26 protein-coding genes are annotated in these 26,402 nt (G+C 56.6%); 8 read left to right on the plus strand and 18 right to left on the minus strand.

Annotated features, from left to right (window positions below):
- Nucleotides 1-29 precede the first annotated feature (29 nt).
- Complete coding sequence (locus ACX9GU_RS25215; RefSeq protein ID WP_473193250.1) at nt 30-1,520, minus strand: nicotinate phosphoribosyltransferase; 1,491 nt, start codon at nt 1,518-1,520, stop codon at nt 30-32.
- Nucleotides 1,521-1,655: 135 nt separating this feature from the next.
- Nucleotides 1,656-2,516 (minus strand): ribose-phosphate diphosphokinase, encoded by an 861-nt coding sequence (gene prs / locus ACX9GU_RS25220; protein WP_473193251.1) that lies wholly within the window; start codon nt 2,514-2,516, stop codon nt 1,656-1,658.
- 191 nt (nt 2,517-2,707) lie between these two features.
- Here prs and ACX9GU_RS25225 point away from each other — a divergent pair, with 191 nt between their 5' ends.
- On the plus strand, nt 2,708-3,427 hold the full coding sequence (locus tag ACX9GU_RS25225; protein ID WP_473193252.1) for an NUDIX hydrolase: 720 nt from the start codon (nt 2,708-2,710) through the stop codon (nt 3,425-3,427).
- A 3-nt stretch (nt 3,428-3,430) separates the two neighbouring features.
- On the opposite strand, the gene tauD is transcribed toward ACX9GU_RS25225, so the two are convergent.
- The 9 genes from tauD to ACX9GU_RS25270 all read right to left on the minus strand — a co-directional run bounded on the left by tauD (nt 3,431) and on the right by ACX9GU_RS25270 (nt 12,454).
- Nucleotides 3,431-4,279, minus strand: a complete 849-nt coding sequence (tauD, locus tag ACX9GU_RS25230) for a taurine dioxygenase (protein WP_179249342.1) — start codon at nt 4,277-4,279, stop codon at nt 3,431-3,433.
- Complete coding sequence (tauC, locus tag ACX9GU_RS25235) at nt 4,276-5,109, minus strand: taurine ABC transporter permease TauC (protein WP_024482702.1); 834 nt, start codon at nt 5,107-5,109, stop codon at nt 4,276-4,278. Before tauC ends, tauD begins: the two co-directional genes overlap by 4 nt.
- Nucleotides 5,106-5,873, minus strand: a complete 768-nt coding sequence (gene tauB, locus ACX9GU_RS25240) for a taurine ABC transporter ATP-binding subunit (protein ID WP_473193253.1) — start codon at nt 5,871-5,873, stop codon at nt 5,106-5,108. Before tauB ends, tauC begins: the two co-directional genes overlap by 4 nt.
- 10 nt (nt 5,874-5,883) lie before the next feature.
- Nucleotides 5,884-6,879, minus strand: a complete 996-nt coding sequence (gene tauA / locus ACX9GU_RS25245) for a taurine ABC transporter substrate-binding protein (RefSeq protein WP_059199477.1) — start codon at nt 6,877-6,879, stop codon at nt 5,884-5,886.
- A 93-nt stretch (nt 6,880-6,972) separates the two neighbouring features.
- Nucleotides 6,973-8,100, minus strand: coding sequence for a Gfo/Idh/MocA family protein (locus tag ACX9GU_RS25250; RefSeq protein ID WP_473193254.1), 1,128 nt, complete (start codon nt 8,098-8,100; stop codon nt 6,973-6,975).
- Nucleotides 8,097-9,161, minus strand: a complete 1,065-nt coding sequence (locus ACX9GU_RS25255) for a sugar phosphate isomerase/epimerase family protein (protein ID WP_473193255.1) — start codon at nt 9,159-9,161, stop codon at nt 8,097-8,099. The genes ACX9GU_RS25250 and ACX9GU_RS25255 overlap by 4 nt, the downstream gene beginning before the upstream one ends.
- Complete coding sequence (locus ACX9GU_RS25260) at nt 9,158-10,234, minus strand: Gfo/Idh/MocA family protein (protein ID WP_473193256.1); 1,077 nt, start codon at nt 10,232-10,234, stop codon at nt 9,158-9,160. Before ACX9GU_RS25260 ends, ACX9GU_RS25255 begins: the two co-directional genes overlap by 4 nt.
- Nucleotides 10,227-11,489, minus strand: coding sequence for an MFS transporter (locus tag ACX9GU_RS25265; protein ID WP_473193257.1), 1,263 nt, complete (start codon nt 11,487-11,489; stop codon nt 10,227-10,229). The genes ACX9GU_RS25260 and ACX9GU_RS25265 overlap by 8 nt, the downstream gene beginning before the upstream one ends.
- A 47-nt stretch (nt 11,490-11,536) precedes the next feature.
- The gene (locus ACX9GU_RS25270; protein ID WP_473193258.1) at nt 11,537-12,454 is read right to left on the minus strand and encodes a GNAT family N-acetyltransferase; all 918 of its coding nucleotides are present in this window, start codon (nt 12,452-12,454) and stop codon (nt 11,537-11,539) included.
- 234 nt (nt 12,455-12,688) lie between these two features.
- On the opposite strand from ACX9GU_RS25270, the gene ACX9GU_RS25275 reads away from it, so the two are divergent.
- Nucleotides 12,689-13,669 (plus strand): LacI family DNA-binding transcriptional regulator, encoded by a 981-nt coding sequence (locus ACX9GU_RS25275; protein WP_121608441.1) that lies wholly within the window; start codon nt 12,689-12,691, stop codon nt 13,667-13,669.
- Here the strand turns inward: ACX9GU_RS25275 and ACX9GU_RS25280 are convergent.
- Entirely contained in the window at nt 13,661-14,443 is a 783-nt protein-coding gene (locus tag ACX9GU_RS25280; RefSeq protein WP_473193259.1) for a PhzF family phenazine biosynthesis protein, read from the minus strand. The two genes, ACX9GU_RS25275 and ACX9GU_RS25280, sit on opposite strands and share 9 nt — an antisense overlap.
- 9 nt (nt 14,444-14,452) lie before the next feature.
- Entirely contained in the window at nt 14,453-15,055 is a 603-nt protein-coding gene (locus tag ACX9GU_RS25285) for a LysE family translocator (RefSeq protein WP_059199475.1), read from the minus strand.
- A 117-nt stretch (nt 15,056-15,172) separates the two neighbouring features.
- On the opposite strand from ACX9GU_RS25285, the gene ACX9GU_RS25290 reads away from it, so the two are divergent.
- From ACX9GU_RS25290 to ACX9GU_RS25300, 3 genes are all read left to right on the plus strand, one after another.
- Nucleotides 15,173-16,153, plus strand: coding sequence for a hydrolase (locus ACX9GU_RS25290; protein ID WP_071681317.1), 981 nt, complete (start codon nt 15,173-15,175; stop codon nt 16,151-16,153).
- Complete coding sequence (locus tag ACX9GU_RS25295; protein ID WP_021808044.1) at nt 16,150-16,383, plus strand: YheU family protein; 234 nt, start codon at nt 16,150-16,152, stop codon at nt 16,381-16,383. Before ACX9GU_RS25290 ends, ACX9GU_RS25295 begins: the two co-directional genes overlap by 4 nt.
- A 151-nt stretch (nt 16,384-16,534) precedes the next feature.
- A complete protein-coding gene (locus ACX9GU_RS25300; protein WP_021808045.1) occupies nt 16,535-17,404 on the plus strand; it encodes a phosphoribulokinase in 870 nt (289 codons plus the stop codon).
- A 36-nt stretch (nt 17,405-17,440) separates the two neighbouring features.
- On the opposite strand, the gene ACX9GU_RS25305 is transcribed toward ACX9GU_RS25300, so the two are convergent.
- Together ACX9GU_RS25305 and ACX9GU_RS25310 are read right to left on the minus strand one after the other, a co-directional pair.
- Nucleotides 17,441-18,619, minus strand: coding sequence for an amidohydrolase (locus ACX9GU_RS25305; protein ID WP_473193260.1), 1,179 nt, complete (start codon nt 18,617-18,619; stop codon nt 17,441-17,443).
- Nucleotides 18,620-18,624: 5 nt separating this feature from the next.
- A complete protein-coding gene (locus tag ACX9GU_RS25310; protein WP_473193261.1) occupies nt 18,625-19,815 on the minus strand; it encodes an MFS transporter in 1,191 nt (396 codons plus the stop codon).
- Between the two features lie 192 nt (nt 19,816-20,007).
- Here ACX9GU_RS25310 and ACX9GU_RS25315 point away from each other — a divergent pair, with 192 nt between their 5' ends.
- On the plus strand, nt 20,008-20,916 hold the full coding sequence (locus ACX9GU_RS25315) for a LysR substrate-binding domain-containing protein (protein WP_024482715.1): 909 nt from the start codon (nt 20,008-20,010) through the stop codon (nt 20,914-20,916).
- Nucleotides 20,917-20,918: 2 nt separating this feature from the next.
- Here ACX9GU_RS25315 and ACX9GU_RS25320 read toward each other — a convergent pair whose 3' ends face one another.
- Complete coding sequence (locus ACX9GU_RS25320; RefSeq protein ID WP_021181673.1) at nt 20,919-21,326, minus strand: OsmC family protein; 408 nt, start codon at nt 21,324-21,326, stop codon at nt 20,919-20,921.
- Between the two features lie 381 nt (nt 21,327-21,707).
- On the opposite strand from ACX9GU_RS25320, the gene crp reads away from it, so the two are divergent.
- A complete protein-coding gene (gene crp / locus ACX9GU_RS25325; protein WP_005969523.1) occupies nt 21,708-22,340 on the plus strand; it encodes a cAMP-activated global transcriptional regulator CRP in 633 nt (210 codons plus the stop codon).
- 56 nt (nt 22,341-22,396) lie between these two features.
- The gene (locus ACX9GU_RS25330) at nt 22,397-24,472 is read left to right on the plus strand and encodes a YccS/YhfK family putative transporter (RefSeq protein ID WP_121608434.1); all 2,076 of its coding nucleotides are present in this window, start codon (nt 22,397-22,399) and stop codon (nt 24,470-24,472) included.
- A 31-nt stretch (nt 24,473-24,503) separates the two neighbouring features.
- Here the strand turns inward: ACX9GU_RS25330 and argD are convergent, their stop codons facing one another.
- Nucleotides 24,504-25,721: a bifunctional acetylornithine/succinyldiaminopimelate transaminase gene (gene argD, locus ACX9GU_RS25335; protein ID WP_473193262.1), complete on the minus strand. Its 1,218-nt coding sequence runs from the start codon at nt 25,719-25,721 to the stop codon at nt 24,504-24,506.
- A 93-nt stretch (nt 25,722-25,814) separates the two neighbouring features.
- On the minus strand, nt 25,815-26,390 hold the full coding sequence (locus ACX9GU_RS25340) for an aminodeoxychorismate synthase component II (protein WP_473193263.1): 576 nt from the start codon (nt 26,388-26,390) through the stop codon (nt 25,815-25,817).
- Nucleotides 26,391-26,402 lie beyond the last annotated feature (12 nt).

Here is a 26,402-nt window from a genome sequence, read left to right on the forward strand (position 1 = left end):
GCCCCTTTTCTACTGAGAGGGGGCAACCTTTATCTGTAGCAGGCAATGCGCTGGCGGATCTGCTCCAGTGAGTCCTGGTTATAGAGTTTGCCATCCAGGAAGCGCGTTTTCAGTTCGCCCTGCTGCTCCTGCTGCCAGTCCTGATTATCCAGCAGTTGATATTCTCCTTCCCCATCGCGGATCACCCGCAACAAACCGCGTGCAGATTGTTTCAGACCGCTGTCGGTCTTCGGCTGTTTGAAGATGGGGCGCCCCACTCCGTTCACCTCACCGTAGGTGGCCTTCATCGCGAAACCAAAGGTATCACGGGTATTATACTGATAAGTAAAGGAACCCACGCCAAACACTACGTTAGAGCTGGCAAAACCTTTCGCTTCCAGGCGTTGCAGGATTTCCTGGGCGCGTTCCAGAGTAATGGAGTCTCCATAAATCAGCCCGACATGGGGATCCAACACTTTGTAGCCCTTGCTATTAACCGTGCCACCAAAGATTTCCCACAACACTTCCACCGAGCCTTTCTCTTCGACGCTGCGTTGCGCACTGCGATCGCTGTCGTTGCCGGTTCCACAAAGAATAGCCACCGGATCGCCACTATCTGGGCGGAAAACCACCCGGCCATCGCGCGCCATTATTTTGCTGTGTAGCTCACGGGTAAACTCCGTCAGCACCTGCCAGTAATCCCAGGTATCCGAGACGATGGAAACCAATCCATTCGGATAGAGATCTTCAATCAGGCGGCGGAACGTTTCGATCTCCGTTGCCTGCTCTCCCATGCACATCACGCTATGTTCGGTGGCGGGGATGCTGCCAGCCACGAAGTAATCTTCTGCGGTTGGATAATACTTCTGTGCGTATAGCACCGCCGGAATGTTGTCGGTACCCTTGAAGCTGAGCAAATGCCCGGTACCGGCCTGCGCGACATCATGCATGCCCGACATGCCGCGGAAGGAAAAGTCGTGGCATTGGAAATCCAGATGCGCCAGGTCATCGCAGGTTTTATCCGCCCACATCTGGCAGATCTTGCGATAATGATGGGCAATAGTGGCATTGGTGGAAGCCTTCCACAGTTCGGCCGAGATCACCGTTTCCAGGTAGTTGACCAGCCAGAAGAACTCCTCACGCGTATTGGTGATGGTCAGCACCGGCACCTTCATCCTCACCTTGCTGCCTTCGTCCAACCCTTTGATATGCAGCGGCAGATAGCCCAACCGATGCAGGGCGCGAATATGCTCCACGCAGACCCGGTCCTGACCAATGTAGCTATCCATCAGCTTTTTATATTCCCCCACAACCTGCTCTTCCGGTTGGGCAAAAAACTGTTGGTTGAAGAGATCAACCATGAACCACTGTAAAAAGCCCTGCAAACCGAAGAACACCAGTTGGCCGTCCAGCAGCGGGGAAGCAAAGAACCGATCGCTGCGCGGCGTGAAATTGGAGTAAATCCGCGTGGTACCCAACGGATACTGCTCACGGTGTGACACTTTATAGCCATCAATTGCCAGAATAGGATTGGTTAACATAGTCGGTTCCTTAGTGAGCGTATACCCGTCGCCTTTCAAGCTGCAGCGTTGTTACCTGCACTCACCCACCCCAGTCACTTACTAAAGTAAGCTCCTGGGGATGGGTGAGCTTGTCGCCTAGCTGCAGCTTGAAATTCATAGGGTATAAATAGATTCAATATCAATCAGTTCAACACGTTGCTCAGCGAGTTCCGCCGCAGCATAGGAAGTGGTGGTATAGATGTTATCGATGCCTTGGTTCAGCAAAGCCGCAGTGCCTTTGGAAAACACCCCGTGGGTGACATACAGGCTGACCGTACTAGCCCCCGCTTGGCGCAACACCTGGGCCGAGCCGATAAAGGTGCCGCCACCGTCGCACAGGTCATCCACAATCAGCACGTCTTTGCCCTGCACATCGCCAGCCAGCAGTTCGAACCCCGTCAGTTCGCCGCTGAACACGTCCCGTTGTTTGGTCAGGATGCCGTATTGCGCGATGCCAAAGTGGGCCGCCACCGCGTGAATTTTTTTCAGTGCTCCGGCATCCGGAGCCACCAGGAACAGCTGCTGCTGGGTCAGTAAATTGGCCAGTCTGCGGCTGTGCTGCATGCACTGTTGCTGAGTAATGATGTGCATGTTGTCGATCACGGCGGCAGCCACTTCGCTGTGTGGATCCAGCACCGTCACACGGTCAAACGCCAAGGTGTTGAGTAATTGGCCGAATACCTTGAGCGCAAAGCTGTCGCCGGAGGCCATATGGCGATCCTGGCGGGCGTAGGGCAGATAAGGCAGCTCAAGCAGGCTTTCTTTGATCAGAAACTGGTGGCGTACCGCCTGCGTCAACTGTGCCAACAGCATGAAGTCATCCATGCTGCGCATTGCGCCGGCACGAATACGCATCTGCGAAGTCCCCGTTGTTTCAGGCTGTTCAAACCGGGCATACACCGCCCCATCGGGAAACTGTCCGGTTGTCACCTTCACTTCAATGTCGTTCAAAAACAACTGCAGTTGTGCGCTCATATTCTTCCCCCTGCCAATTAATGTCCCTAAGACATTTATATAATTGTCCAAGAGACATTTATTGGCAAGCGAAAAATGTCTTAATCGCAGTAAATTCGCTTAACCATTTGTTTATTTATGCTTTTAATAATTATCATTAGCCGGCAGCTATTGTTATATTGTCTCAAAGACCTTTTTAGCCGAGCGCCAGCATGACCACGCAAGCCGAGTACCTGAAAAACTACGATCCGCGCCTCTTCCCCTCACCGCTTGTCACCGTCGACAGCGTGCTGTTTACCGTACACGGCGGGAAGCTGTGCGTGCTGTTGGCCAAGCGCGCTAATCACCCTTTCCTCGATCAATGGGGATTGCCCGGCGGGTTTATCGATTTGCAACACGACGCCTCCACGCAAGCGACGGCCGAACGTAAACTGAGGGAAAAAACCGGTGTGGTGCCGCCCTATCTGGCGCAGTTGGCCAGTTTTTCTGGCCTGGAAAGGGACCCGCGCGGCTGGAGCCTGACCACGGTCTACTTTGCTCTGATCGCCCATGCCGATTGCCAGCCGCATATCATCGATGTGAGTGACGTCGCCTGGGTGCCGTTGGACAGCCTGCAAGCGCAGCAGTTGGCTTTCGATCATCAAACGATCGTGGAAGCGGCACTCCAGCGGCTACGGCAAAAAACGGCTTACTCCATGCTGCCGGTCTATTGCCTGCCAGCGGAGTTCACACTGTCCCAATTGCAGGAAGTGATTGAGATCATTTTGTCGCATACGGTGCAGCGCAAAAGTCTGATGCGGCGTTTTGACGCTTCGGAAATGTTTGAGGAAACCGGCGAGAGAGTGGCAACAGGCGCACGCAAGGCACGCCTGTACCGCAGGAAAGCGGGGGTAGATATAAGAAACTTTTCCAGAAACCTGATGGTGGAGTGATCTTCAGGCGCGATAGAACGGCTTATCCCCCAAAATGGTCGCACGGTGCATAATGCGCCGCTGCGGCAGGTAATCCGCGTTGGCGTAATGCTGCGTCACCCGGTTATCCCAGATGGCAATATCGTTGGCCTGCCAGCGCCAGCGCACCTGAAACTCCGGCTTGGTGATATGCGCAAACAGGAAGTTCAGCAGAGCATCACTCTCCTTCGCCGCCAGATCGACAATCCGCGTAGTAAATCCTTCATTGACGAACAGCGCCTGCTTGCCGGTCACCGGATGGGTGCGGATCACCGGATGCAACAATGGTGGGTTTTTCTGCACGGCCAACTGCCAGCGCTGATGCTCTTCCTCACTGCCTCGATGTTTATATTCGGGGAACGACTTGGTGAAGTCATGTTCCGCCTGCAACCCGGCTAACAACTGTTTCAACGGTGAGGATAACGCCTCATAGGCGGCAATCCCGCTGGCCCACAGAGTGTCGCCACCGGTCGTCGGCAGCTGCTTGGCGGCTAAAATCGCCCCCTGCGGTGGGTTTTCAATAAAGGTGACGTCGGTATGCCAGTTGTCATTATCCGGCGGGTTATCGTCATGGGTATCCAGCACGATGATCTCCTCCACATCGGGAGCATGTGGATACACCGGGTGAATATGCAGATCGCCGAAGCGTCCTGCCAGCTCACGCTGTTGTAGCGGTGTAATGGGCTGATCGCGCAGGAACAGCACCTGATGCTTGAGCAAAGCATGGTAAAGCTGTTCAAACTGGCCGTCGCCCAGTGGCCGCGCCAGATTGACGTTTTCCACTAGTGCGCCGATATAAGGCCCCAACGGGGTAATTGCTAAACGTTCGTTCATTGCTGTACTCCATGCCAGGGGGTCAAGCGGCGCTGTAAGGCACGCAGCCCCAGCTCCAGACCAAATGCAATTATCGCAATCACGCTGATACCGGCGATCACCACGTCGGTCGCCAGAAACTCACCGGCGGACTGCACCATAAATCCCAGACCGCGCGTGGCGGCAATCAGTTCGGCGGCCACCAGCGTAGACCAGCCGACGCCCAGGCCAATACGGATGCCGGTCAGAATTTCCGGTAGCGCGCTGGGCAGCACCACAAAGCGCAGCAGTTGCCAACGGTTAGCTCCCAAAGCCTGCGCGGCACGAATTCGGACCTGCGCCACGCTGCGTACGCCTGCCACGGTCGAAAGCGTCACCGGGGCAAAAATCGCCAGGTAGATCAGCAGGATTTTCGAGGTTTCACCGATGCCAAACCAGATCACCATCAGCGGCAGATAGGCCAGCGGCGGCACCGGGCGATAAATTTCAATCAGGGGATCGAGCAGGCCGCGCACTGTCTCACTCAGCCCCATCGCAATGCCCACCGGGACGCCGATCACCACAGCGGCCAGTAATGCCACCAGGATGCGCCCCAGACTAGCGGCCAGGTGTTGCCACAGCGTGGCATCCATAAAGCCTTGTGGGCTGGCAATGACCACCAGCTGATGCAATACCTGCTGCGGCGCGGGCAGAAATAACGGGCTGATCAGCTGCAAGGCGGTTACTGCCCACCAGACAGCCAACAACACCAGCAAGGTTGCCGTGCTCAGCTTGAGGCTGCGCGGCAGCGTGAAACGAGATTGGCGCACCGCTGTCGGTACTGCGGCTTTCAGAACAGAATGCAGGCTCATAGCAAGGCCTCGCGCTGTTGGAACACCCGGCCCAGCACGTATTCACGCTGGGCGATAAACTCAGGATCGGACTTGATGGAGCGGCAAGCCTCTCCGGCGGCATAGCGCTGGCCAAAATTCAGCGATAAACGCTCCACTACCTGCCCAGGACCAGGAGAAAGCAGTAACAGCTCGCTAGCCAGGAATACCGCTTCTTCAATGTCATGGGTGATCAGCAGCACCTGCTTGCCGGTATCACGCCAAATATTTAACAGCAGTTCCTGCATCTGTTCGCGAGTGAATGCGTCCAGTGCCCCGAAAGGCTCATCCAGCAGCAACAGCCGAGGGTCGGCAGCCAAGGCGCGGGCAATGCCCACCCGCTGACGCATCCCACCGGACAGCTGCCAGATGAAGTGTTGTTCATAGCCGGTCAGCCCAACGCATTGCAACATCTGCTGCGCCACCTTGCGGCGTTGCGGCTTGGCCACACCGACCAGTTGCAAGCCAAACTCCACGTTATCCACCACGTTGCGCCACGGCAGTAAGCCTTCATGTTGGAAGACCACGCCCCGCTCGGCACCAGGGCCTTTGACGGAGACATCATCCAGCGTAATGCTGCCTGCCGTTGGCTCAATAAACCCGGCGATCAAATTCAGCAACGTGGTCTTGCCACAGCCAGAAGGCCCCAACACCACCACCAGTTGCCCGGCGGCGATCTGGAACGACACATCGCGCAGCGCCGCACGCCCCTGATAATCGGCCGAAAGATGGTTAACGTTTAGCATGGCGGATCCCTTACGACTGCGGTGCAGCCTGCACCTGTTTGACAAAGCGGTCGGTCACATAGGCGCTGTAATCACTGTCCACCTGCGGGATCTTGCCTTGTTGCTTAAGGAACTCGGCGGTATCGCGAATAGCTTTATCTACCGGCTGGCCCAGTTGAGTGATCTGATCGGCGACCGGCAGGTAACGGTTACCCTTCACCAGTTCTGGCACCTGCTCTGGCGGCACTCCGCTCAGGCGAGCCAGCGTGTTGAGGTTGCTTGAATCTTTCAGCCATTGCTCCGGTTGTGCCAGGTAGGCCTTCTGCGCTTTCAGGGCGCTGGCGGCAAACGCGGTGACAACTTCCGGATGCTGCTCGGCAAAGTCTTTGCGCACTACCCACACGTCCAGCGTTGGTGAGCCCCACTGGCCAACCTGTTCGGAATCAGTCAGCACCTTGCCTTGTTTGGCGAGTTCATTGACCACCGGAGCCCATACGTAAGCCCCGTCGATATCCCCACGCTGCCAGGCCGCCGCAATGGCTGGCGGTTGCAGGTTGAGAATTTGCACCTGGTCAGGTTTGATGCCCCAGTGTTTCAGAGAGGCCAGCAGGCTGTAGTGAGTGGTGGAAATGAACGGTACCGCAATACGCTTACCGATCAGATCCTGGGGAGATTTGATGTCCTTTTTTACCACCAGCGCTTCGGAACTACCCAGCTGCGAGGCGATCAGGAACACTTCGATAGGGAGCTTCTGGCTGGCGGCCACGGCCAGCGGGCTGGAGCCGATATTGCCAATCTGCACGTCGCCAGAGGCCAGAGCACGCAACACGCTGGAACCGCTGTCGAACTTGCGCCAGTCAACGGTCGCGCCAGACTGTTTGGCAAAGCTGTTTTCCGCCTGCGCCACCTTGGCGGGTTCGGCGGAGGTCTGGTAAGCCACGGTGACGTCCACTGCCTGGGCACTGGCCGCACCGAGCGATAAAGCCAACAATACTGCACTGCGTAATGAGAAAAGTTTGCTCGCCATGATCCGCTCCGTTGATAAAATTCTGTGCTGTGACCAACAGTTTTATCTGAGCGGCGCTCGGCAATAAAAGAATAAAAAAATCTTCTTTATTACTTATGGCGATATCAATTCCACCCACTCTCCCCCGGCACGGCTACTGCGCTGGGCGGCATCAATAAACGCCATCCCTTGCACGCCGGTTTCAATCCCTGGTAACAACGGTGCCGCCGTAGGACCATCACGCAAACAGCGGGCCGCTTCACGGTAAATCTGGCCAAACCCTTCTAAATAGCCTTCAGGATGTCCTGCAGGTACGCGGGCCAGCAGGCGGTTTTCTGCATGCTGAAATGCCGAAGCACGGGTGATGCAATAGGCGGGCGCGTCAAAAGGCCGTATCCACAGCTGGTTCGGGTTTTCCTGGCAAAACTCCAGGCTGCCCTCACTGCCGTAAACTCGCAACTTCAGCCCATTCTCATGACCACAGGCCACCTGGCTGGCCCAGAGCCGACCTTTGGCACCGTTGGCATAACGCATCTGCACCCGCACATCGTCGTCCAGCTTGCGCCCCGCGATGAATGACGTCAGCTCCGCGCTGATCGCCTCAGGCAACATGCCGCTGACAAACTCAGCCAACTGCCAGGCGTGAGTACCTACGTCACCGATGCAGCCAGATCCGGCTTTTTCCGGCTGGGCACGCCAACCGGCCTGCTTGTTGTCGGTCAGCTCCAGCGGTTTTGCCAGCCACTGCTGCAGATATTCCACCTCGACGAAGCGGATCTCGCCCAACTCCCCCGCCAATACGCGGCTACGTGCCTCACGCACCAACGGGTAGGTGCTGTAGTTATGGGTCAGGATCAGTTGTCTGCCGCTTTGGCGCACCGTTTGTGCCAGTTGCAGAGCCTCGGAGTAAGAGGTGCATAGGGGCTTATCGCAGATCACATCAATCCCGGCGTTGAGAAAAGCGCTGGCGACTGGAGCGTGCAAATGATTCGGGGTCACGATCGCGACAACATCAATCCCATCCTCTCGTGCCGCTTCTGCCTGAGCCATCTGGTTAAAATCGGCATAGCAGCGATCCGGTTGCAGATGCAATAACGCCCCGGTGCGCAGACAGTTATGCCTATCGGAGGAGAAAGCCCCGGCGACCAGCTCAAACTCATCATCCATCCGCGCCGCCAACCGATGCACCGCGCCAATAAACGCGCCTTCACCGCCACCTACCATTCCCAGCTTTAATCTCATGATGCATCCTCCACGCCCAGCATGGTTCTGACTCGCCCCCGGTCGGTATCCACCGCGGCAAAATCATCAAAGGCCCGTTCCGCTACCGGAATAATATGGCGGGCGATAAAGGCGGCACCTTCGCGTGCTCCGGCCTCCGGCGACTTAAGGCAGCACTCCCATTCCAACGTAGCGACTCCAGGGAAGCCGTACTGCGTCAGCTTGCTGAAAATGGCCGGGAAGTCGATCTGCCCGTCCCCCAGAGAACGGAAGCGCCCAGGTCTTTCCAACCATGGCTGGTAACCCCCATACACGCCACTGCGGGCGCTGGGGCGATACTCGGCATCTTTAACGTGAAACGCGCGGATACGTGGGTGATAACAATCGATAAAGCCCAGATAGTCCATCTGCTGCAAATGCAGATGGCTCGGATCATAGAGAATATGGCAGCGGGGATGGTTGCCGACCTTGGCCAGAAAGCGTTCAAAGGTCACGCCGTCATGTAAATCCTCTCCCGGATGCAGCTCATAGCACACATCTACACCAGCCCGATCGAAAGCGTCCAGGATCGGCAGCCAGCGCTTGGCCAACTGTTCGAAGGCCTCCTCCAGCAATAACGCATTGTGCGGCGGCCACGGATAGAAATAGGGCCACGCCAACGCCCCAGAGAAGGTCGCATGGGCCGTTAGCCCCAAGCGCTGCGAAGCCTGCGCCGCCAGCAATAACTGTTCCGTTGCCCAGGCCTGCCGCTGCTGAGGTTTGCCCCGGACTTCTGACGGAGCAAAGCCGTCAAAAGCCAGATCGTAGGCTGGATGGACGGCGACCAGTTGCCCTTGCAAATGCGTCGACAGCTCGCTGATACGGATACCGTGCCGCCCAAGCCGGGCGACGATCTCATCGCAATATTCCTGGCTGCGTGCCGCTAGCGCCAGATCGAAAATGGCTGGCTCCAACGTGGGGATCTGGACGCTGGTGAAGCCCAGCCCGGTAGCCCACTCCGCCAAACCATCCAGCGTATTAAACGGGGCCTGCTCGGCGATAAACTGCGCCAGAAACAATCCCGGCCCCTGCATCGTCTTCATGCTTCTCTCCCTAATATCACCGTACGTTGGCTGCGAACCGCCTCGTCCGCCGCCAACACCACCCGTAAGCTGTTCAATGCATCCTGAAGATGCTGATTGAGATCCAGTCCCTCACGAATAGCCTGTAAAAAGTACCGCTGTTCACTCAGGCACAGCGCCAAATGGTCCGGCTCATCCTGGCAGTCGATCCAGCGATCTGGCCGCGTAAAGCGGTTCTCGTCGTCCAGATCGGCATAATGCACCCGCAATGATTCGGTTTTGGTATGCCCCCCGACATCGTCAGAAGCCCTTTCCTGATGACGAGCTACGATCGAAACCGCGCCACGCGGCCCAATGACGTCTTTCACAAAGTAGGCCGTTTCACTGATCATCGGCCCCCAGCCAGCTTCGTACCAGCCGATCGAACCGTCGGAAAAACGCACCTGTAGCTGGCCGTAGTTATACATCCCCTGCGGCAGTTCATCGCTCAGCCGGGCGCCGATAGCGCTCACGCTGATCGGCTCCGCCTGGGCCATCTGGCACATCACGTCCAGATAATGTACGCCGCAATCGACAATTGGCGACAATGACTGCATCAGGTTGCGATGCACATTCCACATCTGCCCGTGGCTTTGCTGGTTGAGGTTCATCCGCATCACCAAGGGCTTACCCAAACCCCGAGCGAGCTCCACAAACTGCTGCCAGGAGGGATGATGGCGCAGGATATAGCCCACCACCACCTGTCGTTGTGCCTGATGAGCAGCAGCAATCACCCTTTCAGCCCCTGCTATCGTGGTGGCGAGCGGCTTTTCGATAAACAGATGACATCCTGCCGCCAGCGCCACCAAGGCGTAGGCTTCGTGGGTGTCCGGATAAGTGGTCAGGCACACGGCATCGGGCCGGGTTTGCGCCAGCGCCAACTCAAAGTCGCTAAAGGTGGGATAACCGCCCCCCAAACGTTGATTGAGCAGCTCACGCGACTCGCCCCGAGCTACCAGCCCGCAGATTGTCACCCCTTCCATAGCGTGGTAAGCCTCGGCATGGGACGCCCCCATATTGCCGCAGCCCACCACCAGCACCCGCAAATCAGCCATCGCGTTTCTCCCCTGCTGGAATATCCCGGTAGTTGAAGGTGAAGAAGAACAGCGCGGCGATCGCCAATGCGCCGAAGGCTGGATACCACCAGAAATGCTGCCATTGTGGCAACGCCGCAGCCCCTTCCGCCGTCACCATATGGTTAAACAGCGCACCGCTGATCTGCGAACCAATCAACATACCGATGCCGTAGGTGAACAGCACCAGCAGGCTTTGTGCCTGGCCTTTTACCTTGTCGCCCGCCACTTTATCGGTATAGATAAAGCCGATAACGAAGAAAAAGTCATAGCACATGCCATGCAGGATGATGCCGAGGTAGATCATCCAGCGCATTTCTTCGGTAATGCCCAGTGCAAACATCACGTAGCGCAGGAACCAGGAAAGCATGCCGATCATCAGCATGTACTTGATCCCCAAGCGGGCAAACAGGAACGGGATCAGCAGCATGAAGAACAGCTCAGACATTTGCCCCAGCGACATCACGCCACCCACGTTGGTGAAGCCGGCCGCGGCAACGAACGGCGCAGCATAGGCGTAATACGCCGCCAACGGGATGGAGATCAGCGTGGCACAGATGATAAATACCAGGAAATGGCGCTGCTTGAGCATCGCGAAAGCATCGGCACACAGCAGATCGCGCATTTTTACTGGCTTGCCGCGCTCCGGTGCCGGGGTATGCGGCAGCGTAAAGCTGTAAATCGCCAATACCAACGAAGCTACGGCAGCCAGCGTAAAGATATCGGTACTGTCCGACAGGCCGCTGGTGCCAACGAGCAGCCCGGCAACAATCCAGCCAAAGGTGCCGAACGCCCGCACGACCGGGAAGGCTTTCTCGCTGTTGCTCAGGCTATAAAATGCCACGTTGTTGCTCAGGGCAATGGTGGGCATGTAGCACAGCATATAGCCAAAGATGATCCACAGCAGCCCGCTGCCCTGCCCCTCGGCAAAGAAGCCAGGCATCATCCACAGCAGGCCTGCCCCAATCAGGTGCAACACAGCCAATACTTTTTGCGAGGCAAAGAAGCGATCGACCACCATGCCCAGCACAAAAGGCGACAGGATGGAGGCAATTGGCCCGGTGGAATAGGCATCGCCTATGATCGCGGCCAGGCCATATTTGCCCATCACCACGCCGAGCGTGACGTACCAGGCCCCCCAGACAAAAAATTGCAGGAACATCATCAGTGCCAGCCGTGGCACCACCCATTTGAACGTGGCGCTTTTGGCCCGCAAGGCCTGGCTATCTGTTTGCATAACTCCCCCATCGGTGTTGGTTGGTTAATACGGCAACGATGCCGGTGCTAACCGCTTTCCGGCAAAAAGGACGGCATCACCACGCCGCCGGGTTGTTGCGCCTGGCCTTTCACCTGCGCGATATGTAATTCACAAATTCGTCCTCCCCAGCGCAGCAAAACCTGGCTAAGCGCGGAGCGCTCTGCGGGTACCAATACCACCGGTGTCGTACCGCGATGATGGCGATCGAGCATCCAGCCAAGTAACTCCAGGGCGATCTCTTCGCTATGGCAGCACCCCGGTCCCAACATACGGGAGGCCGGATGCGCCACCGAGGCCAGATAACCGCCGATGCGATCGTCCAACTCCCAGACGGCAACCCGCCACAGTCCACTGGTGTCATTGAGGAAATAATTGATATCGCGCTGGCGTTCGATGCCCAGTATTTCGCACTCCAGCTCCAGGATGGCGGGCAGGTCGTCAAGCCGGGCTGCCCGTACCTGGCCGCGAGTCAGGCGTGGGCAAGCAAATCCCTGGCTCGGCACCGGGATCGCCATATCCTGATAGAGGGCATACGGGGTAAATCCCCCGCGCTGGTAGAGCGAATAGGAATCCAGGTTTAGCGCGCTGGACAGCAAACGAACCGGTAAGCCACCCGCCAGTTCATCGGCCTTGGCCAACAAGCGGCTGGCAATCCTTCGGCCAAAATAGTCGGGATGAACATTCATGATGCCCAACCCCAAATGAGTTTCACGCGGATGGAAAAAGCAGGAGCCACAGATTGCCCCTTGTTGATCGCGCGCAATCCAGTGGTGGCCCTCATCCAACTGCTGGTAAACATCAACAAACAGGCCGCAACTTTCCGGCTCGGCAGAGAAGATGTCGCCCAATCCGTGGCGCTGATACCAGGCATTGGTTGAGCAATGGATCAGAGCAGCAATCTCGCTGCGATCCTCTGCCTGCGCTAGCTGAAGCTGTATCTCCATCTGCCACCTCCTATTGCGTCGCCATTCGGGGTAATTTCGGTCTAAATTTGAAATGTAATCGATTTCATTTTGCGATAAATAAAATGTAATCGATTTCTTTTTTTCGGCAACCGGATTGATATGATTAAAAGTAGAGAGAAGATGAATTTGTAATCGCTGTCACAAACTCTTCGTCGTGATGGTACTTTTTGCCGCATACTGTGCGAGGCAAACGGGCAGAAGGAAAAGCAAACCATGTCGATAGCAAAGGTGGCGAAAATCGCTGGCGTCTCAGCGGCCACCGTCTCACGGGTGTTGAACGGCCAACAGATCGTCAAACCAGCCACTCGCGATAAGGTCCTGGCGGCGATCCGCGCATGTGACTATCAACCCAACCTGCTGGCACGCCAGCTGCGCACTGCCCGCAGCGGGATGCTGCTGGTACTGGTGTCCAATATCACCAACCCCTTTTGCTCCCTGGTGGTGCGCGGTATCGAAGAAGAAGCCGAACGCCACGGTTACCATATTCTGCTGTGTAACTCGGAATCCAACCCCACCCGTGAATCCGCTTACCTCAGCCTGCTAAGTGGCAAGGTAGTCGACGGCGTGATCACCATGGATGCCATCAGCTGTTTGCCGGGGCTGACCGCCATGATCGGTGATTTCCCCTGGGTGCAATGCGGCGAAGGGGATACCCAATTCCGCGCCTCCTCCGTTACCATCGATAATCACCAGGCCGCCATGGCCGGTGTGCAGCACCTGGCAGCCAAAGGCCGCCAGCGGATCGCGTTGCTCAACGGCGATATGCGTTATCTGTATTCACAGCAACGGGAACAGGGCTACCGGCAGGCGTTGGCCGAGCTGGGACTGGACTATTGCCGGGTGGAATACGTCGAAGGGCTGGATTACGCCGCTGGAGCCAAGGCGATGAGTGATTTGCTGGCAGACGGGCCACGGCCAGATGCGGTATTTGCCATTTCGGATGTGATTGCCGGAGGCGCGATGAGTGCCTTGCACCAGCAGGGCTTGCGTATTCCAGAAGATATCGCGGTGATGGGATTTGACGGTGTACCGTTTGGCAGCATCACCACTCCGCCGCTGACCACCATCGTACAGCCCATGCATCAGTTCGGCGTGCGTAGCGTGCAGTTGCTGCTGGAGAAAATTCAGGGCCAGCAGTTGCCCCCTTGCCACGACGTGCTGGATTGGCAACTGCTGGAACGGAGCTCAACCTGAAAGAGAACCACGCAAGAAGATGCGCGCGTAGCCACCCAGCAAAGTACGTTCTCCTTGCTGCTCGCAGAACAACTCGCCGCCGCGTGATGACAGCTGCTTGGCATGCAATACGTGGCGGCCAAGGCGCGCCGTCCAGTAAGGCATCAGTATGCAATGGGCCGAGCCGGTGACCGGATCTTCGCTGCGATCCATTGAGAAATAGCGCGAGACAAAATCCACCTCATCACCCGGAGCCGTGACGATCACACCGCAACCCACGTGGTCGATCAGCTCGGCGATCGCAGGCTGCACCGCCCTGACCTGCGCCTCATCGGCCAATACCGCCATCAGCGACTGGGCTCGCCACACTTCCTGCAGTTGCACACCGAGTAAAGCGGCCAACTGTGGCGGTTCAGCAATTTTCTGTGGTGGGCGAGAAGGGAAATCCAGGATCAGCCGTTCACCGTCGGCCGCATCGCGTTTGACATACAGCTCACCGCTTTCGGAACGGAAACGGATATCGCTCAACCCCGGGTTGACCACGTTTAACAGCACGTGCGCCGTGGCCAAAGTAGCATGCCCGCACAGATCCACTTCCCGCGTTGGCGTGAACCAGCGGATCGCATACATGTCGCCATCCTGCCAGACAAAGCTGGTTTCCGGCAGGAATAGTTCATTGGCGATAGCCTGCATCTGCGCCGTTTCCAGCGGTTGTTGCAGCAGGCAGACACCGGCCGGGTTGCCCCGCAGCCCTTCGCCAATAAAGGCATCAACATGGAAATAGTTTTCGGCCATTACAGTTCCTTAATGCCAAATCAGTAATACACAGGCGGCGGTTAACAGCCCCATCGACACGTTAAAGATTATCCAGGCCTTCTTGCTGCGCAGCAGGCGGCCAATCATCGTACCAAAACCCAACCAGATGATCCCGGCAACGATGTTGACGGCAAAGATACCGAAGGCGATGGCCAGAATCGAGTGGTTGTATTTATCCCCCGCCAGGCTAAAGCTCGCCACCGCCCCCAGCGCCATCAGCCAGGCCTTGGGGTTGAGAAATTGCAACAGCCAGCCTTGGTACAGGCGCACTGGCTTCGGTGGTGGCGCGTCGGTTTCCAGCTTTTCATAGGCTGCCGTCGCTACTTTCCACGCCAGCCACAACAGATAAAGGCTACCGAGGATTTTCAGGATCAGGTGCAAGGAAGGATAAATCAGGATCAACCCACCAACGCCAAATGCTACCAACACCAGGATACTTTGCATGCCCAACATGATGCCGATCATCAGCCATAATGAACGCATAAAGCCGAAATTGGCCCCTGAGGTGGTGAGCAACATATTGTTGGGGCCAGGGGTGATCGCGGCCACCCACAGGAAGCCTAGCATCGAAAGAAATAAACTCAGTTCCATGAAGCGGGTGCTCCTCACCCAAATGACTTTTTTGCAGTATGATTGCTAATACATGTGTTTGAAGCTAACAGTGCGGTTCGGATCACACAATAGCCACCAACAAGAATTTTATTCATTATGTATGAATCCTTTCGCCCCCTGACCGGGGCCAGTAATCCACACCTGCAAACCCTGCTGCCACGGCTGGTGCGCCGCCGCATACAGCTGCAACCCCATTGGCAACGGCTGGAGCTGCCGGACGGCGATTTCGTCGATCTGGCCTGGAGTGAAGATCCGCAACTGGCGCGCGAGAAACCTCGCGTGGTGCTGTTCCATGGGTTAGAGGGTAATTTCTACAGCCCTTACGCACATGGGCTGCTCAATGCCTGGCGCGAGCAAGGCTGGTTGGGCGTGGTGATGCATTTCCGTGGTTGCAGCGGCGTGCCCAACCGTAAGCAACGCATCTACCATTCCGGTGAAACGGAAGATGCCCGCTTCTTCCTGCGCTGGTTGCGTGACAGCTTTGGCGAAGTGCCAACGGCGGCGGTCGGGATTTCCCTTGGCGGCAATATGCTGGCCTATTATCTGGCCCAACAGGGCAATGACAGCCTGCTACAGGCGGCAGTGGTCGTTTCCGCCCCGCTGATGCTGGAACCTTGCTCGCTCCGCATGGAACAGGGATTCTCACGCGTTTATCAGCGCTACCTGCTGGGCCAACTCAAGCAAAATGCCACCCGCAAGCTGCTGCACTACCCAGGCACCTTGCCGTTGGATCTGTCGCAACTGAACAAGCTGCGGCGCATTCGCGAGTTTGATGATGTGATCACCTCGCGCATTCACGGCTTCAGCGACGCGGTCGATTACTATCGCCGTTGCAGCGCCCTGCCGCTATTGCCGCAGATAACCACGCCGCTGCTGATCATTCACGCTAAAGACGATCCGTTTATGACCGATGCGGTGATCCCCGACCTCGCCAGCCTGCCGCCTAATATCGAATATCAGCTGACGGAGTGCGGTGGCCACGTCGGCTTTGTCGGCGGCACCTTGAAAAAACCGCAAATGTGGCTGGAGCAACGTATCCCAGCCTGGCTTTCTCCTTTTTTGGAACCCACCAAGTGATTATTCCCTGGCAAGAAATTGAACAAGAGACTCTCAACAGCCTGATCGAATCCTTTGTATTACGCGAAGGAACCGACTACGGCGAGCACGAACGTTCGCTGGAACAGAAGGTCGACGACGTGCGCCGCCAGTTGAAAAGTGGCGAAGTGGTGCTGGTGTGGTCAGAGCTACATGAAACCGTCAACATCATGCCTCGCGGGCAGATCCGCGCCGGGCAGGAGGAAATTTAGTCTTATTGCGCGCTATGACTGAGGGAAAAAATCAGGTAACAATGCAGTATTGCAAACCAACGCGCACAATTTCGCCTTGGGCGAAAGGGTATCAGCCATACTAAAAATCTCATTCTGAGCCTGCGCATTTAATACGGAGTGACCCTCGATCATGTCTGCCAAACATCCCGTTATCGCGGTGACCGGTTCCAGCGGAGCCGGCACCACCACCACCAGCCTGGCGTTTCGCAAGATTTTTCAGCAGCTAAACCTGCGCGCTGCCCAGCTGGAAGGCGACAGCTTCCACCGTTACACCCGGCCGGAAATGGATGCGGCAATCCGTAAAGCCCGCGATATGGGCCGCCATATCAGCTACTTCGGCCCGGAAGCCAACGACTTTGGCCTGCTGGAGCAGAGCTTTATCGAATACGGCAAGAACGGCACCGGCCGCTCACGTAAATATCTGCATACCTACGACGAGGCGGTGCCTTACAATCAGGTTCCTGGCACCTTCACGCCTTGGGAGCCACTGCCCGCCCCCACGGATGTCCTGTTCTACGAAGGGCTGCACGGCGGCGTAGTGGCCGATCAGATCGACGTAGCCAAACATGTCGATCTGCTGGTCGGCGTGGTGCCGATCGTCAACCTGGAGTGGATCCAGAAGCTGATCCGCGATACCGGCGAGCGTGGCCATTCCCGTGAGGCGGTGATGGACTCGGTAGTCCGCTCGATGGAGGATTACATCAGCTACATCACGCCACAGTTCTCGCGCACCCATATCAACTTCCAGCGCGTCCCGACGGTGGATACCTCCAACCCGTTTGCCGCCAAGGCGATCCCTTCTCTGGACGAAAGCCTGGTGGTGATCCACTTCCGCGGTCTGGATCAGATCGACTTCCCTTACCTGCTGGCGATGCTGCAAGGATCGTTTATCTCGCATATCAATACGCTGGTGGTGCCGGGTGGCAAAATGGGGCTGGCAATGGAGCTGATCATGGCACCGCTGGTGCAGCGGCTGATGGAAGGCAAGAAGATCGAATAAGTTATCGGGCGCGGCTAATTTCCGCGCCCGCCGTCGTTAGCGCATCAACAGGTGGCGGATAAAACCGACGTGCAGTTTCACTCCGATCTGCATCGCCGCCTCATCCAGTTTAAAACGGGGATTATGTACGCCGTAGGTGGCACCGATCGCCTCGTTACCGCTGCCGATAAACAGGAAGCACCCCGGCACTTTCTCCTGATAGGAGGAGAAATCCTCGCTGCCAAACATCGCGCTGGTCAATTCCCGCAACGCCTGTGGCCCTACGGCTTCGGCCACCACCTCGCGCGCAATGGCGCAGGCATCAGGGTGGTTATTGCCGATGGTATAGCCACGCGTCCAGTCAACCTTGTAGCTGGCACCGTGCGCCTGGCTGATCCCAGCGACAGTTTGCTCAACCAACAGCGGCACCCGATCACGGACTTCCTGATTATGAGTGCGTAGCGTTCCTGCCAACCGGGCGCTGTCTGGAATGACGTTATAGCTGTCACCTGCCTGGAAGGTTGCCACCGTCAACACCGGGGCATTTAACGGATCAAGCTTACGTGCCACGATCTGCTGCAAAGCGCTAACGATTTCCGCACCAATCGGCACCGGATCGATACACAGATGCGGCATCGAGCCATGCCCCCCCTTACCCTGCAACACAATGTCGAAGTTATCGCTGGAGCCACTGAACACGCCCTGCTTCATCCCCACCTCACCGGTCGGGAAGTTGGGCATGACATGCAGGCCGAAGATCATCTTCACGCCATCCAGAACCCCCAGGTCTACCAGCTGTTGGGCTCCGCCCGGTGGCACTTCTTCGGCATGCTGGAAGATAAAACGCACCGAGCCTTGCAGCTGCGCCTGCAACTGGCACAGCACGCTGGCCGCGCCCAGTAACATCGCGCTGTGGGCATCATGACCGCAGGCATGCATCACCCCTGGCCGGGTCGAGCAGAAAGGTTCGTCGCTTTCCTCCTGGATCGGCAAGGCGTCAATATCGGCACGCAATGCATAGCACGGCCCCGGCGCTGCGCCCTGCAATTCGGCAACCACGCTATTCGGCGTAGGACGGGTGATCTTCAACGGACCAAGGCTAGCCAGTTGTCCGGCTATGTAATCTGCCGTCTGCGCCTCTTGAAACGACAACTCCGGATTCGCATGGATATGACGCCGCCACTGCAATACCTGTTGTTCCACACCGTCAATCAGTTGTTCAATGTTCATGTGCATACTCCTTAATTCAGTGCCGGTTGGCGTGCTTTGCCCGCCAATGGCAGGATCACCAGCCCGGAAACCACCATAGCCAGTGCCAAAAAGATAAACGTCGTCATGTAGTTGTGGCTGATGGTGATCAGATATCCCATGGCGATAGGGGCCACAAAGCCACCCAAGGTGCCGCCGGTGTTAATCAGCCCCATCGCTGCCCCCATCACTTCCGTAGGCAAGCGCTTCATAGGCAAGGTAAACACCGTGACGAACGAGGCCATCAGGAAGATATAACCCAGGAACAAGAACAGGCTGGCCGTCAGAGCCGATTCGCTGGTAAACACCAGCCAGATGCACAAGGCGCTGAGCAGGGAACTGAAGAAGATCACCCACGGCTCATGCCCTTGCAGGTAGCGCCCGACCAGCCAGCCGGTGCCGAGTGAGGAGATCCAGATCCCCAGACCGCCGGCTGCCACCACCATGCTGGAGACGTCAAGCGGCATTCCGCGCTGCTGTACCAGGAATTTCGGCAGCCAGGCCATCAGGCCGTACGACGGGATGTTGATACAGAAAATCGCCACAAACAGCAGCAGCACGATTGGGTTTTTCAGCAGAGCCTTATAGTTGGCTGCGGCTGCCCCAGCTTTGGCGGGCGCCACCTGTGGCGGATTGGGCACCAGCCACAAGATGCAGGCGGCAATCAAGAATGCCAACAGGCCAAGCGCAGAGAACGACCCACGCCAGCCGATGTGATCCAGGCAATAGACCGCGACCAGCGGCCCGACGGTCATCGCCAACCCGGCGGAGGACAGCAGAATGGACTGCGCGAAGGTGCGCTGTTCCAGTGGGAAATTCGCCACCACCGCCTTGGCGCAGGAACACGGATAGCCGGAGTGGCCAATGCCGGACAGGAAGCGGAACGTCACCAGCAGGCCCAGGCCGAACCCCAGAATGCCAAAGCACAGGGCGAATCCCCCCAGCAGCAGTAACGAGCTGCACAGCACTTTCTTAAAGCCAAAGCGGTCATTGAGCCAGCCCGCCGGTATCTGGAACAGGGAATACGCCAGGAAAAACATCCCGGTAACGTAGCCCAGTTGTTCCGGCTGTAGATTGAACTCGCGTTCGATAGGTAGCAGCGCAAAACCCATCACGGTTTTATCGATGTACACCACGACATAGCCCACAAACAGCAAAAAAATCATTAGCGAACGATTTTTCATCGCCGATATTCCTTTAAGTTATCACCCAGGCTGCCCACCAGCGTGGCGGGCGTAGTTTAATAATGTGATCCAGGTCACTTTATAGTTTTAATAACAGTCACTTACATCAACGCGCTGAAATTATCGCCTTTTGCCGAGCGGCATAAGATACAATTTTGTAAGGGGTGATGCTTTTTATTGATAGGGTGGGGAATGCGCTATTTACCGAAGTTACAGCAGTTGAAAGTCTTCCAGCAGGTGATCCGCAGCGGCAGTATTCGCGGGGCGGCACGCGCGCTGGAGCAATCTCAACCGGCGGTGAGCCGCACCATCCGTGAACTGGAACAGATCCTGGAAACCCAGTTGATCAATCGCAGCAGTCAGGGAATGACGCTGACCGAAACCGGCCGCGCCTTCGCCCTGCGAATGCAGTTGATCCTGGAGGAATTGCAGCGCGCCGCCGACGAGATCCAGCAGTTGAATCAGCATTCGCAAGGTAACGTCGCCATTGGCTGCTCTTCGCTACTCGCCCTGACGGTATTACCGGAACTGGTCGAAGCCTTTAAACAGCCGTTTCCGCAGGCCAATCTCCTAATCCGTGAAGCGCAGCTTTCTACGCTACTGCCAGCATTGCGCGAAGGCCGCCTGGATTTTGCCGTGGGTACCGTCAGCCCGGAACTTCCTCTGGAGGATCTGGTGCGTGAACCGCTGTTCAACGCCTCTTTTTGCATTATCGCACGCCAGGGGCACCCACTGGCGCAGGCCACCTCGCTGGACGAACTGCGTGAGGCCAAGTGGTTATTACCGGAAACCGATATGGGTTATTACCAGCAGTTGCGTGCGGTATTAGGCACCTTCTATCAGCAATTGAGCCGTTCGCCCATTCGCTCGGACTCGGTGACCTGTGGCTTGAATATGGTGCTGGAGGCGGATTATCTGACTATCGTGGCGCGGGCGATGAGTGCACCGTTCCATTTGCAGCATCGGCTGGTGGCATTGCCTATCGACACCTTGCCACAAGCGCAATATTGCGTGCTGTATTCACAGAAATCGCCGCTAACCGTGACGGCACGGCGATTTCTTGATTTATTGCGTGCACACTGCCTGCGCTACCCTTGGTAGGATCAGGCCACTTCGCGGATTTCGAAGCTGTGGGTAATGCTGGCGGCTTTACCCAGCATCAAGGAGACGGAGCAGTATTTCTCGGCAGAAAGATCCACCGCACGCTCGACAATCTTATCGGTCAGCCCTTTGCCGGTGACGATAAAATGCAGATTGATATGGGTAAACAGACGCGGTGCTTCTTCACGACGCTCGGAGGTCAGTTTTACCTCACAGTCACGCACATCGTTACGCCCTTTTTGCAGGATCGACACCACATCGATGGCGCTACAGCCGCCGACGGACATCAACACCATTTCCATCGGGCTTGGCGCTTTATCGCCTGCGTTGCCATCCATCAGAACCTGGTGACCAGACGCAGACTCACCCAGGAATGTCAGCCCTTCTACCCACTTAACTCTTGCCTGCATGTTACACACTCCGGTTAATTTCTTAAAAACAGGGTACGCTTTCGCATACATTCTGGCAACGTAACCTGACGCTAATCATGCTGAAGCGAGACAACACAAGACACCCGCCTCACTCTGTGCTACAAACAGAGCCGCAATAACTCTTTCCAGGTCACCGATTTCAGGGATATGTCCAAGGAAAGGCCCCTATATTGGTTTGTTAACAGAATGTAGCTTGCAGCTCTCCCTGCAAGTTAATATGCTAGAGCACAAGCGTATTTCTATAACACGCCTCAAAACCTGTTGATAGCCACAATTAAAACACCGGGCTATAAGCACGTTTTACAGGGAACTCTGACCCCTGTGATACAAGGCAGCGATAACAACAGAGGATAACAGCGAATGGTTCTCGGCAAACCGCAAACAGACCCGACTCTCGAATGGTTCCTGTCTCATTGCCATATCCACAAATATCCATCGAAGAGTACGCTTATTCACCAAGGTGAAAAGGCCGAAACGCTTTACTACATCGTCAAAGGCTCCGTCGCGGTGCTGATTAAAGATGAAGAAGGCAAAGAGATGATCCTGTCCTACCTTAACCAGGGGGATTTCATCGGCGAGCTAGGATTATTTGAAGAAGGCCAGGAGCGTAGCGCCTGGGTACGGGCCAAAACCGCCTGTGAAGTGGCTGAAATTTCCTACAAGAAATTCCGCCAGTTGATCCAGGTTAACCCGGATATCCTGATGCGCCTGTCCGCACAGATGGCTAACCGCCTGCAAGTCACCTCAGAGAAAGTGGGTAACCTCGCCTTCCTTGACGTTACCGGCCGCATTGCACAGACCTTGCTGAACCTGGCAAAACAGCCTGATGCCATGACTCACCCAGACGGCATGCAGATCAAAATCACCCGCCAGGAAATTGGCCAAATCGTCGGTTGCTCACGTGAAACCGTCGGTCGTATTTTGAAAATGCTCGAAGATCAAAACCTGATCTCCGCGCACGGCAAAACCATTGTCGTGTACGGTACGCGTTAATCCCCAGAGAAACGGTGCAGCAATGCGCCGTTTCTTTACCTGCTGAATAGCCAACCATGTGGCGCCGCCTGATCTACCACCCGGAAGTCAACTACGCACTGCGGCAAACGCTGGTGTTGTGCCTGCCGGTGGCGTTTGGTTTGCTGATTGGCAACCTGCAACTCGGCATGCTGTTCTCGTTGGTGCCCGCCTGCTGCAACATTGCCGGGCTGGATACGCCACACAAACGCTTTTTCAAACGCCTGGTCGTGGGCGGCTCCCTGTTCGCACTCAGTAGCCTTCTGCTGCAACAAGCCTTGCTGTGGGATCTGCCGTTACCCTTGCTGATGCTGGCAATGGCGCTGTTGCTCGGCGTAAGCGGTGAGATCAGCCCGCTGCACGCACGCCTGCTACCAGCCGCATTGGTCGCCGCCATCTTTTCCCTCAGCATGGTAGGCACCGTGCCAATCTGGCATGCCCCTTTGCTGTATATCGTCGGCACCGCCTGGTACGGGCTGTTTACCTGGGCCTGGTTCAAGCTGTGGAAAGAGCAGCCGATGCGCGAATCTCTAAGCCAGCTGTATATGCAGCTGGCCGACTATTTTGAAGCCAAATACTCATTACTGACGCAGCACACCGATCCTGAAACTGCCCTGCCGCCGCTGTTGCAACGCCAGCAGAAAGTGATGGACCTGATCAGTCTGCTATACCAACAGCTTAATTTCCTGCCCCATGCCAATAACCTGGAGCAAAAGCGCCTGCGACGTACGTTTCAGGTGGCGCTCGATTTGCAAGAGCACATCACCGTCAGCCTGCATCTGCCGGAAGAAGTGCAAAAGCTGGTGGAGCAAAGCCAGGCCGAAGCGATTATCCGCCGCAACGCCCAGGTGATCGCCACGCGCCTGCGCGTTGTGGCCGACGATATTCTCTATCATCGGCACTCTGCGCGTTTCAGCATGAAGAATGAGCTGGCGGCGCTGGAAAAAGTGGCCTCACAGCATGCCGATAACCCGGTTGGGCAGTTCTGCTATTACCACTTCAGCCGCATCGCGCGCCTGCTACGCACTCAGCACCCACTTTACCGCCGCAATCTGATGGCCAATCAGTCACGCCTGCCTTTCTGGCCTGCGGTGGTGAGCTATCTGTCGTTTAAATCCAACGCCCTGCGCAACGCCGCCAGGCTGGGGGTCATTCTGGCGGCAGGCAGCAGCCTGGGTATGCTGTTCAACCTGCCAAAACCCTATTGGATCTTGCTGACCATCATGCTGGTCAGTCAAAACGGCTATAACGCCACGCGGGTGAGGATCCAGCACCGTGCCCTCGGCACGTTGGCCGGGCTGGTGATTGCCGCTGGACTGTTGCAACTACAAATGCCGGAAAGCGTGACGCTGAGTATCATGTTGGCCATCACCCTGGCGGCCTATCTGATCCTGCGGAAAAACTACGGGCTGGCGGTGATGGGCTTCACCGTGACCGCCGTCTACACCTTGCAGCTCCTGGCGCTGAACGGTACCCATTTCCTGGTTCCCCGCCTGATCGATACCCTTATCGGCTGCGTACTGGTGTTTGGCGGCACGATCTGGCTATGGCCGCAGTGGCAGAGTGGCCTGCTGCGTAAAAACGCCCATCAGGCTCTGGAGCACGATCAGACGGCACTGCGACTCTTGCTGGAAGAACAGGAACCCGACCCCAGCGAGCTGGCCTACACGCGCATGCAGGTCAATCAGGCACATAACGCCCTGTTTACCTCACTCAATCAGGCGATGCAGGAACCGGGGTTTGAATCGAATTATCTGGCTGATATGCGGCTGTGGATCACCCATAACCAGTTTATCGTTGAACACCTGAATGCGATGACCATTCTGGCGCGCGAGCACTATATGCTGACGCCAAAGCTGGCGCAGGAGTATCTGCAAACCTGTGAGATCGCCTTGCAGAGCTGCCAGCAGCGGTTGGAATATGACGGCCCGAGTACCAGCAACAGCATCATGCAGCCGCCAGACCTGCACCCGGACATGCCGGTCACCGAGATGGAACGCCATCTGCGGCGGATCCTTTCTCACCTGACCGTGATGCATACCATCTCGTCACTGGCGTGGCGCCAGCGCCCACATCATGGGATCTGGCTGAAGCGCAAACTGCGGGAAAGCTGAAGTTAGCGGGACCGCAGCCCCGCAGACTTGATTAGCCGTTAATCACATCCTGTACGGCCAATTCGAACAGCGCCATGCCTTCGTCGATATCTTTCAGCTCAACCACCAACGAAGGGGCAAAACGGATCACGTTTGGCCCGGCATTGAGGATCATCAAGCCACGTACAGCGGCGGCAGTGAGGAAATCACGCGCTTTGCCGTGATAGCCCGCCTTCAGTTCCGCACCGATCAACAGCCCCATGCCACGAATATCGCTGAACACATCGTATTTTTTACCGATCTCCTGCAAAGCCTGAACAAACAACCCGCGACGCTGCTCAATCCCGCTTAGCACCTCTGGCGTGTTGATCACATCCAACGCTGCCTCTGCCACTGCACAGGCCAGTGGGTTGCCGCCGTAGGTGGTGCCGTGAGTGCCAACCTGCATCACCGAGGCAATCTCTTCGGTAGTCAGCATCGCACTCACCGGGAAACCGCCGCCCAGCGCTTTAGCGGTGGTGAGGATGTCTGGCGTAATGCCGTAATGCATATAGGTAAACAGCTTGCCGCTACGGCCCATACCGCTTTGCACTTCATCAAACACCAGCAGCGCCTGATGTTGGTCGCAAAGTTCACGTACGCCCTTGAGGAAGACAGGATCGGCAGCGGTAATGCCCCCTTCACCCTGAATAGGCTCCATCACTACCGCACAGGTGTGATCGTCCATCACCGCTTTCACCGCGGCCAGATCGTTGAAAGGTACATGCACGATATCGGCCGGTTTCGGCCCAAAGCCGTCGGAATATTTTGGCTGCCCGCCCACGGAAACGGTGAACAGCGTACGGCCATGGAAAGCGTTATTAAACGCGATAATCTTGGTTTTATACGGGTTATGACGGGTGATGGCGTAATGACGAGCGAGCTTGAAAGCCGCTTCGTTAGCCTCCGCACCCGAGTTGGCGAAAAACACCCGGTCGGCGAAGGTGGCAGCGATCAATTTACTGGCCAGGCGCAGCGCGGGCTCATTGGTGAACACGTTGCTGGTATGCCACAGGGTTTCGCCCTGCTGCTTTAAAGCCTCAACCAGTGCCGGATGGCAGTGCCCCAACGCAGTCACCGCGATGCCACCAGAGAAGTCGATATACTCTTTCCCCTGCTGATCCCATACGCGGCTCCCCTTGCCCTTCACCGGCACAAACTGGGCGGGTGCATAAACAGGCAGGATAACCTGATCAAAGGTGCTGCGGGTAACTGCGGTTTTTTCGGTCATTACTGGCTCCAGGCGGCTAACTATCAAGTGAAAATATAATCACAAAATATGCATAAAAAACCAATCAAGGGCAAGCTTAAAAACCACTAACGGCTAACTTCCAAGGAAATTTCCCAGCAGTTGGTGCCCCTGTTCGCTGAGAATGCTCTCCGGGTGGAACTGCACGCCTTCCAGCGCCAGCGTCCGGTGGCGGATCCCCATGATCTCATCCCGTTCGCCGTCACGTTCGCTCCAGGCGGTCACCTCAAAGCACTCCGGCAACGTCGCAGCATCCAGGATCAGTGAATGGTAGCGGGTGACGGTCAGTGGATTATTCAATCCCTTGAACACGCCAATATTTTGATGGCGGATAGCAGAGGTTTTGCCATGCATCACCTCTCGAGCGCGAACCACGTCGGCGCCAAACGCCTGGCCCAACGCCTGATGACCAAGGCAGACCCCCAGGATCGGCAGCTTACCGGCAAAATGGCGGATCGCGGCCAGCGAGATGCCCGCCTCGTTCGGCGTACAAGGGCCAGGGGAGATCACCAGATGCTGCGGTGCCAGCCGCTCGATATCGGCCAGTTGCAGTTCATCGTTACGCTTCACCAGCACTTCTGCACCCAGTTCACAGAAGTATTGATAGAGGTTGTAGGTAAAAGAGTCGTAGTTATCGATCAGCAGCAGCATGTTTAAATGAAC

The sequence above is a fragment of the Serratia sp. K1WW1 genome, from assembly GCF_055790865.1.

Bases quoted from the DNA above. Each gene is read 5' to 3' on its own strand.
- ACX9GU_RS25290 (WP_071681317.1), top strand. From the start codon at position 15,173: ATGTATGAATCCTTTCGCCCCCTGACCGGGGCCAGTAATCCACACCTG.
- ACX9GU_RS25310 (WP_473193261.1), bottom strand. From the start codon at position 19,815: ATGAAAAATCGTTCGCTAATGATTTTTTTGCTGTTTGTGGGCTATGTC.
- tauB (WP_473193253.1), bottom strand. From the start codon at position 5,873: ATGCTAAACGTTAACCATCTTTCGGCCGATTATCAGGGGCGTGCGGCG.
- ACX9GU_RS25280 (WP_473193259.1), bottom strand. From the start codon at position 14,443: ATGGCCGAAAACTATTTCCATGTTGATGCCTTTATTGGCGAAGGGCTG.
- ACX9GU_RS25285 (WP_059199475.1), bottom strand. From the start codon at position 15,055: ATGGAACTGAGTTTATTTCTTTCGATGCTAGGCTTCCTGTGGGTGGCC.
- ACX9GU_RS25215 (WP_473193250.1), bottom strand. From the start codon at position 1,520: ATGTTAACCAATCCTATTCTGGCAATTGATGGCTATAAAGTGTCACAC.
- crp (WP_005969523.1), top strand. From the start codon at position 21,708: ATGGTTCTCGGCAAACCGCAAACAGACCCGACTCTCGAATGGTTCCTG.
- argD (WP_473193262.1), bottom strand. From the start codon at position 25,721: ATGACCGAAAAAACCGCAGTTACCCGCAGCACCTTTGATCAGGTTATC.
- ACX9GU_RS25260 (WP_473193256.1), bottom strand. From the start codon at position 10,234: ATGGCTGATTTGCGGGTGCTGGTGGTGGGCTGCGGCAATATGGGGGCG.
- ACX9GU_RS25315 (WP_024482715.1), top strand. From the start codon at position 20,008: ATGCGCTATTTACCGAAGTTACAGCAGTTGAAAGTCTTCCAGCAGGTG.
- ACX9GU_RS25275 (WP_121608441.1), top strand. From the start codon at position 12,689: ATGTCGATAGCAAAGGTGGCGAAAATCGCTGGCGTCTCAGCGGCCACC.
- ACX9GU_RS25330 (WP_121608434.1), top strand. From the start codon at position 22,397: ATGTGGCGCCGCCTGATCTACCACCCGGAAGTCAACTACGCACTGCGG.
- ACX9GU_RS25320 (WP_021181673.1), bottom strand. From the start codon at position 21,326: ATGCAGGCAAGAGTTAAGTGGGTAGAAGGGCTGACATTCCTGGGTGAG.
- prs (WP_473193251.1), bottom strand. From the start codon at position 2,516: ATGAGCGCACAACTGCAGTTGTTTTTGAACGACATTGAAGTGAAGGTG.
- ACX9GU_RS25270 (WP_473193258.1), bottom strand. From the start codon at position 12,454: ATGGAGATACAGCTTCAGCTAGCGCAGGCAGAGGATCGCAGCGAGATT.
- ACX9GU_RS25300 (WP_021808045.1), top strand. From the start codon at position 16,535: ATGTCTGCCAAACATCCCGTTATCGCGGTGACCGGTTCCAGCGGAGCC.
- ACX9GU_RS25255 (WP_473193255.1), bottom strand. From the start codon at position 9,161: ATGAAGACGATGCAGGGGCCGGGATTGTTTCTGGCGCAGTTTATCGCC.
- tauC (WP_024482702.1), bottom strand. From the start codon at position 5,109: ATGAGCCTGCATTCTGTTCTGAAAGCCGCAGTACCGACAGCGGTGCGC.
- ACX9GU_RS25265 (WP_473193257.1), bottom strand. From the start codon at position 11,489: ATGCAAACAGATAGCCAGGCCTTGCGGGCCAAAAGCGCCACGTTCAAA.
- ACX9GU_RS25340 (WP_473193263.1), bottom strand. From the start codon at position 26,390: ATGCTGCTGCTGATCGATAACTACGACTCTTTTACCTACAACCTCTAT.
- ACX9GU_RS25225 (WP_473193252.1), top strand. From the start codon at position 2,708: ATGACCACGCAAGCCGAGTACCTGAAAAACTACGATCCGCGCCTCTTC.
- tauD (WP_179249342.1), bottom strand. From the start codon at position 4,279: ATGAACGAACGTTTAGCAATTACCCCGTTGGGGCCTTATATCGGCGCA.
- ACX9GU_RS25250 (WP_473193254.1), bottom strand. From the start codon at position 8,100: ATGAGATTAAAGCTGGGAATGGTAGGTGGCGGTGAAGGCGCGTTTATT.
- tauA (WP_059199477.1), bottom strand. From the start codon at position 6,879: ATGGCGAGCAAACTTTTCTCATTACGCAGTGCAGTATTGTTGGCTTTA.
- ACX9GU_RS25305 (WP_473193260.1), bottom strand. From the start codon at position 18,619: ATGCACATGAACATTGAACAACTGATTGACGGTGTGGAACAACAGGTA.